The organism is Agrobacterium sp. NPDC058088 (assembly GCF_042885035.1).
Lineage (GTDB): Bacteria > Pseudomonadota > Alphaproteobacteria > Rhizobiales > Rhizobiaceae > Agrobacterium.
This window is the reverse complement of sequence record NZ_JBHVSU010000025.1, coordinates 1-4,117: the sequence shown is the minus strand read 5'-3', so window position 1 is coordinate 4,117 and position 4,117 is coordinate 1. Positions and strand designations below refer to the sequence as shown.

Genomic DNA, 4,117 nt, shown 5'->3' with positions numbered 1-4,117 from the left:
GCGCTTAAAATCTTCGCTGAAATTCGATTTGCTCATGATACTCTTCCTGCCTCAAAATTAGGAAAGAAGGCGTCTACAAATCTAGGGGCTATTCAATCTGCGGTAGTGAAGCCGGCCCCATTTAAAGGCCTCGAACGCCGAATTGTCCGCTGGCCACGAGTGCATACATATGAACTATCGGCGCTTGCCTACTGGCTTGGAAGAAGAGCGGAATGGCTATGGCAATTCCGTCTGAATCGAAGAACATGTTGCCGGCCACGTCAAATAAATGGTAACACCTGAAAAGCGGTATTGAATAATGTAAGCACTCGTTTATGAAGGAAACTTCTGTCCTTTTAACTTAAGCACCGATGCACACTGTCTCGGAATTTTCGTACAGGGGCCTTTGCTGAATTAATTGGAGCTTTTCGATAGAGGCGCAGGAATGGTCAATTTCAAGAGACCGCTTAGGTACAGATCTTTTTTAGCAACAAGATTTGAATGCGAGGCAGCGCTTGTTTAGTCGGCTCAAAAAATTAGGTGATGAGATAAAACGACTTCAAGATGAAAATTCAAAACTACTGCAAAAAGTGGGATATCTTGAAGAACATCATGGCGACGCGTTTACCGATTTTGGTCGCAGGATCGCTGACATTGAGAACAATCATGGTAACGCGTTGACCAAACTTGGCTCGCAACTTGAGGTGATTATCAAAACCACGGAGCGTCCTGACAGACAAAGCTTTGAGGGTACACGTGAAAGGCTCATCATACCCGAAAATACATTTATTAGCGAAATTCCGGTCCGCTACAGCGAGCAACTGTCTTTGTATCGAGCGCAGGGCGGGAGTTTTGATCCAGCGCAAAACAGTATTCGTGAGAGCAGCGGCGACATGGTGCGCTTTTACACGTTTTCCATGATTTTCGATTTGTTGGAGGCAAGCAAAATTGCCGGAGATGTTGCAGAATTGGGCGTTTTTAAAGGCGACACGGCTGTAATGCTGGCAAATTTCGCCAGAAGATCTTCCAAGCACTTGTATTTGCTTGATACTTTCGAGGGATTTCCCGAGAGTGACCTAGAGGAGGGTGAGAAGCATCTTGCCGGCGCTTTCAGTGATACGAATTTGGATTATGTAAAAAGTCGGGTAGGTGAAGATAAAGTTACATTCATCAAGGGATTTTTTCCCGATACAGCTACGTTATTGCCGAGGCAAAATTCCTATAGCTTGATTCATATTGACGCTGATCTTTATGCACCCATCAAGGCTGGTTTGGAATACTTTTATCCAAGATTAATTGAGGGTGGGTTCCTAGTAATGCATGACTACATGAGTTTATACTGGGACGGCGCTATTCGTGCCATCGACGAATTTTTTGCAGATAAGCCGGAATTCATAGTTCCGATTCCGGACCGCTCCGGGACGGTTGTAATTCGCAAATGTCGCCTGTAAGACAAGTGTAATGTTTGAGTGACTTAAGTCGCCGGCGTCTGGGTTTGTTTCGCCTTTCGGGGAGTATGCGCGTAATCGGCCACGTGTATGTAGATTTCGACCAGATACTTCGACAACATGCGATGATCCGGCATCTGGCCGAAATCTCTCGAGATGTCGCTGGCGATGCCACGACGTCCTTCTTATGGCCCATGCGTGTTGGCGGATGTCCAATAATCTCGTCGTCTCGGCAACATCACTATTCGTTCGCTGCCTCCGAAGTCCGCAGAGCTGAACCAGTTGACCTGTGGTAGTGGATGCGCCAGAGTTGGCTATCTAACAGACCTTCAAATCCTACGACGACATCATCGATCATTGCTGCGCTTCTTGGCGAAAACTCGGGAGAGAGCCGTGGCTGATCATGTCCAACTTTCATAGGAGTAGGCTAATGAGCTCTGGTACGAGTCAAGCAGTAAGCGCGTAGGCTCGAGTGGACCCCGTTCCACCGGACACGTCCCCATAAACGGGGTTCATGTGGCGAGCGGATTAATTCACTCCCCTTGAAGGGAGATCATCATGCGCCGTCACGAACTGAGCGACGAGGAATGGGCCGTCATCGAGCCGCTGCTTCCCACCAAGAGCCGTGGAGTGAAACGCGTTGATGACCGCCGGGTGACAATGCTATCCGTTGGTGGTTTAGGACGGGTCCGTCCTGTCGCGATGTGCCCGAGCGCTATGGGCCGTGAACGACGCTCTACAATCGCTTCTCTCGTTGGCGAAAGGCAGGTGCCTGGGATCAACTTCTTGATGCCGTGTCAAAGCGTTATGCGGGTGACATCGTGATGATCGACAGCTCGTGCGTTCGCGTTCACCAGCACGGTGCAAACACTAGAAAGGGGCTCTGCCGATCCTTAGATGGTACGTACCCGTGGCGGCCTGACCACCAAAATCCATGCGCTCGTGGATGCTGATGGGCGGCCTGTTCGTATGTAGTTGACCGCAGATCAGGCTCCCGACGGTCCCATGGCGGAAAGGTTGCTGAGCGGATTGCGGCGCGGTGCGACGCTTCTTGCGGACAAGGCTTATGACACCGACGCGACCCGTCGCTTTGCCTAGCAACGGAAATGCTGGGCAAACATTCTCGCCAAGACCAACCGCAAACAGACCTTCAGCTTCGGCCGCTTGGTCAATCGTCAGCGCAACCACGTCGAGCGTTTTTTCAATGGCATCATCCAGTTGCGCGGCCTTGCCACAAGATATGACCGCCGGGCCGACAACTATCTGGCAGCACTCAAGCTCGCAGCAATTTAACGAGTCCGCGCCCTAGGCCCTGTTGACAAAGTTCCATGATGAGGTTGCGAACGATCATCTGCGAGCTATGCTCACCGAATGGCAAACTCTCCGTGTCCTGTTTTTCTTTTCCGAAGTGCGGGTTTCGCCCCTTCTGGCGATACCGTGATCAGTGTCGCGGCGCTAGAAGCGGTGATGTCGGTGTATGGCAACGGTGGTGTAGTCGGTGAAGGCGGATTGTCTTCAGCCTTTGGTGGCGCGGCCGTTTTCAGAAACGAAGCCACGCGTGAGTGCTTTATCGGCGTATGGGGAGCCCGCAACGCTTCGCGATTTCGCAGAGAACTTCGGGATCAGATGGACATTCGTGTTGTCAAAGAAGCCCCGGACGCCCGCCTTGTTTTTTGGGGCGCGGAAAAAGAGCGACCTAAAAAGCCCTCACGTGAATGAACGGCAACCAGAGTTTGACTGAGGCCAACACCAGGAAGGCTTCGAATGATTTTCGGGTTTTGTCGTAGCGGGTAACGATCCACCGGAGCTGCTTGAGGCGGTTGAACATTCGCTCGATGCGGTTTCGGTCTTTGTAGGCCTTGAAGTCGCAGGCTGGCGGGTTCTTTCGGTTAGCCTTCGGCGGGATCAAGGATCTGATACCATGGGTCAACAATTCCTTGCGAAGGAAATCGCCGTCATATCCTTTGTCGGCAAGAAACAATTTCGGTTTGCCCACCGGCATCGCTAGCAGGGCCGGAACGGCATTGTAATCAGAAGCTTCTCGACCCGTCAGAATGAAGCCAAAAGGGTGTCCTTGACCGTCTGATCGGGCGTGGATTTTGGTCGTAAAGCCGCCGCGTGATCGACCAAAAGCCCCCTTATGAGTCCCCCTTTAGCGCCCGCAGCCTGAGAATGGCCGCGAACCGTGGTGCTATCGATCATGTGTTGCCAGTCATCGGTCAGTCCAAGCTAGACAAGCGTTTCAAGCAGGGCGTCCCAGACGCCTTGTTCCGCCCAGCGCCAGAAACGGACGTAGACCGAATTCCATTTGCCGTATCGCTCATGCATGTCGCGCCAGGGGCACCCCACCCGAAGGACATGCAGCATGCCGTTAATATATCGCCGATTGTCATGCGCGGGCCGCGATTTACGCCCACGTTCGGTGGGTAACAGCCTCTCAATGATCCGCCATTCCATGTCCGTCAGGTCGCCGCGTGCCAAAATTGCCTCCTAAATGGCAGTCTTGAATCACGCTTGAACTGATTTGAGAACCCACTTTGTCAACGGGCCCTAGTTTAATTCAGCCCTGATGAACTGGGGAAGGAAAGCCATCTTGGTAAGCGGCAAGCTGAGACCGTTCAGCGCGTGTAATTCCACGGCATGAGTGCATCGAGATCGCTGCTGGGCCATCCTTTGGCGATGCGCTCGAG

At 52.1% G+C, this 4,117-nt stretch carries 5 protein-coding genes and 1 pseudogene; 4 read left to right on the top strand and 2 right to left on the bottom strand.

Going from position 1 to position 4,117, the window contains the following annotated elements; genetic code table 11:
* The 4 genes and pseudogenes from ACFVTJ_RS25315 to ACFVTJ_RS25300 form a co-directional block, all read left to right on the top strand.
* Positions 1–282 (top strand): hypothetical protein (locus ACFVTJ_RS25315; RefSeq protein WP_386911261.1); only part of this gene is annotated, 282 nt, incomplete at its 5' end.
* A 212-nt stretch (positions 283–494) separates the two neighbouring features.
* Positions 495–1,430, top strand: coding sequence for a TylF/MycF/NovP-related O-methyltransferase (locus ACFVTJ_RS25310; RefSeq protein WP_386911260.1), 936 nt, complete (start codon positions 495–497; stop codon positions 1,428–1,430).
* A 549-nt stretch (positions 1,431–1,979) separates the two neighbouring features.
* Positions 1,980–2,720: pseudogene (locus ACFVTJ_RS25305) on the top strand (IS5 family transposase).
* A gap of 144 nt (positions 2,721–2,864) precedes the next feature.
* Positions 2,865–3,146, top strand: a complete 282-nt coding sequence (locus tag ACFVTJ_RS25300) for a hypothetical protein (protein ID WP_386911259.1) — start codon at positions 2,865–2,867, stop codon at positions 3,144–3,146.
* Here the strand turns inward: ACFVTJ_RS25300 and ACFVTJ_RS25295 are convergent.
* Together ACFVTJ_RS25295 and ACFVTJ_RS25290 are read right to left on the bottom strand one after the other, a co-directional pair.
* Entirely contained in the window at positions 3,124–3,525 is a 402-nt protein-coding gene (locus ACFVTJ_RS25295; RefSeq protein ID WP_386911262.1) for an IS5 family transposase, read from the bottom strand. The two genes, ACFVTJ_RS25300 and ACFVTJ_RS25295, sit on opposite strands and share 23 nt — an antisense overlap.
* Before the next feature lie 131 nt (positions 3,526–3,656).
* Complete coding sequence (locus tag ACFVTJ_RS25290) at positions 3,657–3,908, bottom strand: transposase (protein WP_386911258.1); 252 nt, start codon at positions 3,906–3,908, stop codon at positions 3,657–3,659.
* Positions 3,909–4,117 lie beyond the last annotated feature (209 nt).